We start from the raw sequence: 3,651 nt of genomic DNA, 5'->3' as shown, positions 1-3,651 counted from the left end.
TTAACGTCTTCACCTCGTCAGGCTCATAACATGAAAGTCCTAGGTTCAAATCCTCTCCCCGCAACCAACCCCCAAACAGAACGGTCAATCCACAAACAGTCCTCAAGACTGGTAAAGGAAAAATCAAACTACGCAAAATTGGTCGGACTGTAGCGAGCGCAACATCGTTTGATTATGTAGCAAGCGTTAAACGCTCAAATGACCGGATATTGTGTCGGGTCTATCCCGTGACGTTTGCAGACCACATCAATGTAGCTTCCTTCAGGTGGTAAGCCACCGTAATGCGCCTTCATGTTACTTCTGGTTTCGCCCTGGAAATGATGGAACCGAACCCAATCGGGCTCATAGTCGTCCAGACCGCGTTCGGGATCCAAAAAACCGCGGCGCGGAAAATACAAGTGCCAGTGTTGACCGCGACTGATCTCACCTGTCGCGCTTAGAGCCCAGCGGGTAACACTGGGGCCGGTTGTCGTCCAGGGCAGGTCGTACAGCGTAAAGCGATCTCCCGCCTGGTATCGGTCAACCAGCTTCTGTGTGCGTTCTGGTCCGAGCCAAAATGGAAATGGCACATCAGATTCCAAGAAGTTGATGATGAGTTTCAGGGCCAGTGAGCCCTTTGGAAGACGCAGAACGCAATTGTTCATGGAGTTGTTGCGCCTAATCAACCCGAACAGATAATCGGACTTCACGTGCAGCGGGTTTACGCAATAGATGTCAAGATCGACCCAGACGTAGTCGGTTTTTTGCATTAGATAGATCCGGAACACATCCGAATACACCGCGGCACGTTTACGTGATGCGTCAAGCTGGTCGATCTTGCCCACGCTATAGATTTCGCGGGCGTCATGAACGATGACCCCGTCGGGGACATCAATGTTCAAATCCAGGACATAGAGATGATATGTGTAGCCATGGTCGAGAAAGGACTGAATACAGACCCGCTCCACGCAAGAGAGCGGTTGTCCGTACCAAAAACTCGCCACCTCAAAATCCAAAACAACATTCCCTGTGCTACGGCTCAATACAGTGTCTCTACCTAAGCGGTTTGGAGGTCGTCAACGACCGGATGATGCTTCTGGATCGTTGTGTTTTAATGTCCACATGTCGATGGGTTTTGCGGTGAAGTGCCTGAGTGAACCCAGTGGAAGACTATGATCGAAAAGAATCCTAGAAGGCTTCAACAAACTTCTTCTGGGCAAGAAGGATTGACTTAAATTCGGTATACCTTTGCCGCATCTCACATCTGTGCGACCCATGTGGATCCTGCCCCACGAGTATCTGAATTATTCGAAAAAGAAAATTCCAGCCCAGATGGCTGTGCCTCGTTAGAGTTGTACGAAGCTATCTATCAACGGTGAAAAGCTTTGCCGCGCGTGGCTTTAACTTCGTGGTGCCAATAGGTTGATGGCGGAGACGAAGGGATTCGAACCCTCGAGACGGTTTCCCGCCTACTCCCTTAGCAGGGGAGCGCCTTCGACCACTCGGCCACGTCTCCGCCGACGGGTATATCCTTGCAAACGCCGGAAATACAAGGCCATTTGTCGACGGTTTGTCAGATTTCTTGAATTTTCCGGAAATCCTTGAAATCGCTTGGATTCGTATGGCGAACAGTGAATTTCGGTGCACTTCGCACGTTGGTTTGCAGCCCACGCATAGCCAAGGCGCGCTCAAATTCGCGCTCTAGGCATGGCCGGGCAACCTGAGACTCACGAAACCTGCGGATTACAACCTATGTCAACCGAACCGGTTCAACGGGGCCATTCGGGTTCTGCCGCGTAGATGCCAAGTTGGTGGCGACGGCGGTGGAAACGCTCGACCCGTTCGACGATCTCATCGCTGGAAACGGCGATCACAAAGGACAGCAGGGTTTCAAGCAACGCTATGGTTGAAACGGAGGACGGGAAGAATTGGGGCGTATCTGCAGATACAACGAACCCGTGATGTGCGTTCAGGATAACGGGGCTGGCCGGGCTGTCTGATATCCCCACGACTGTCAGGCCCTGTTGCCGCGCCAGTTTGATCGCCTCGATCACTTCGGTGCGGTAGGGGTGACAGGTGATTGCGATCAACACATCCTGTTCGTCAGCCCATGCCAGATCATCGACCGGCGTGGATCCGGGGCGTGGGATGGCGTGGAACTGTTTCATTCCGGTAGAGGCCAGGTAGGTGAAGTTGCGCGCGTTTGAGTTGTTTACGCCCACGCCCAAAGTGAAAATCTGCCGACAATTCCAGATGTCTTCCGCAGCCGATTTCAAGCGCTCAGCGTCAATACCTGCAAAGGTTTCTTCGATGTTCCGTATCGCTGCACCGATCATGTCGGCATAGAGCGTACCCAGCTCTCCGGACTTACCGATGTCTTGCAGCCAACGGGCGCGGTCCGGAAACGAGATTTGACCCTTACGGATGGCGTCGCGAAACGGCTCGCGGAAATCGTCATACCCGTCAAAGCCAACCTGCCGGGCCATACGCACAAAGGTGTTGGGTTTAACCTTTGCTGCCTCGGCAATTTCGCGCACGGTCGAAACCCCAACATCCGTTGGGTTTTCCAAAACATACCGTGCGGCCTTTTGCGCTTCGGGGGTGAGGGCGTCCCACTCTTCAGTCAGGCGGTTCAGAACTGTTTGGGATACGTTTGTGTCATTCATGGTTGACGATGGTACAAATGTGAAATTAGCGTGTCGAGCAGAAACGAGACTCGCGATGAGGAACGATCATGTCCGCGAACGAATTGCCACCACGCGCGCATGCGATGATCGCAGACTATGACTAATTTGCCATGAACGTGAAGCGGATTGAGCACGGACGCAACCATGCTTGCGATTTACGCATCAAGGCGGCCAATGCACCGCGCATTCCGCGCGCTGGCAGAACGTTTCTGATTGGGGGCATGGCACTGACAATTATGCCCCGCACTGACGCAACAGTGGAGACCGCTCAATGAGCTTGCCTGAAACAATGAAAGCTATGGTCACAATGGGCCATGGTGGCCTGGAACAGATGGTTCTGCACGACAACTGGCCGCGTCCTGAACCAGTGATTGGGGAAGTGTTGATAAAGGTCGCGGCCTGTGGGCTAAACAATACCGACGTCAACACGCGCTCTGGCTGGTATTCAAAGACCGTGACCGACGCAACAACCGGCGGCGCGTTTGAAGAGGTTGGTGAAGACGACCCGACCTGGGGCGGTAATCCGATCACCTTCCCACGGATTCAAGGGGCTGACATTTGCGGGCGCATTGTGGCTGTGGGTGAAGGGGTTGACCCCCGGCGCATAGGTGAGCGTGTCATTACCGATGGCTGGTTACGCGATCCAAACGATCCCGAAAATATGGATAAAACCGGCTATTATGGTTCAGAACGAGATGGCGGGTTCGCGGAATACGCGACGACGCTTGCAGTGAATGCCGTGCCGATCACGTCAGATCTGTCGGACGCTGAACTGGCCACCTTTTCATGTTCCTATTCCACAGCCGAAGGCATGCTGACCCGCGCTAACGTAACCGACCGGGACACGGTTCTTGTGCCCGGAGCATCGGGCGGCGTTGGCGGTGCCCTTGTCCAGCTGGCGAAACGACGTGGCGCGCGTGTCATCGCGATGGCCTCCGAGGCCAAACACGCAGATGTTGCCGAGCTGGGTCCGGATGTCATTCTA

The 3,651-nt window shown here is 54.0% G+C and carries 3 protein-coding genes and 1 tRNA gene; 1 reads left to right on the top strand and 3 read right to left on the bottom strand.

The window, feature by feature from the left end:
- Window positions 1-194: 194 nt before the first annotated feature.
- The 3 genes from AC2FNU_RS24270 to AC2FNU_RS24260 all read right to left on the bottom strand — a co-directional run bounded on the left by AC2FNU_RS24270 (window position 195) and on the right by AC2FNU_RS24260 (window position 2,645).
- Complete coding sequence (locus tag AC2FNU_RS24270) at window positions 195-995, bottom strand: hypothetical protein (RefSeq protein WP_496793963.1); 801 nt, start codon at window positions 993-995, stop codon at window positions 195-197.
- 410 nt (window positions 996-1,405) lie between these two features.
- Window positions 1,406-1,495: transfer RNA gene (locus tag AC2FNU_RS24265), tRNA-Ser, on the bottom strand.
- A gap of 253 nt (window positions 1,496-1,748) precedes the next feature.
- A complete protein-coding gene (locus AC2FNU_RS24260; RefSeq protein ID WP_496793959.1) occupies window positions 1,749-2,645 on the bottom strand; it encodes a MurR/RpiR family transcriptional regulator in 897 nt (298 codons plus the stop codon).
- A gap of 292 nt (window positions 2,646-2,937) precedes the next feature.
- On the opposite strand from AC2FNU_RS24260, the gene AC2FNU_RS24255 reads away from it, so the two are divergent.
- The coding region (locus tag AC2FNU_RS24255; protein WP_496793956.1) for an alcohol dehydrogenase catalytic domain-containing protein at window positions 2,938-3,651 on the top strand (714 nt) is incomplete at its 3' end.

Source organism: Ruegeria sp. BHSB064 (assembly GCF_059613205.1).
The sequence above is the reverse complement of the archived record's forward strand: the minus strand, read 5'-3'. Positions and strand labels throughout refer to the sequence as shown.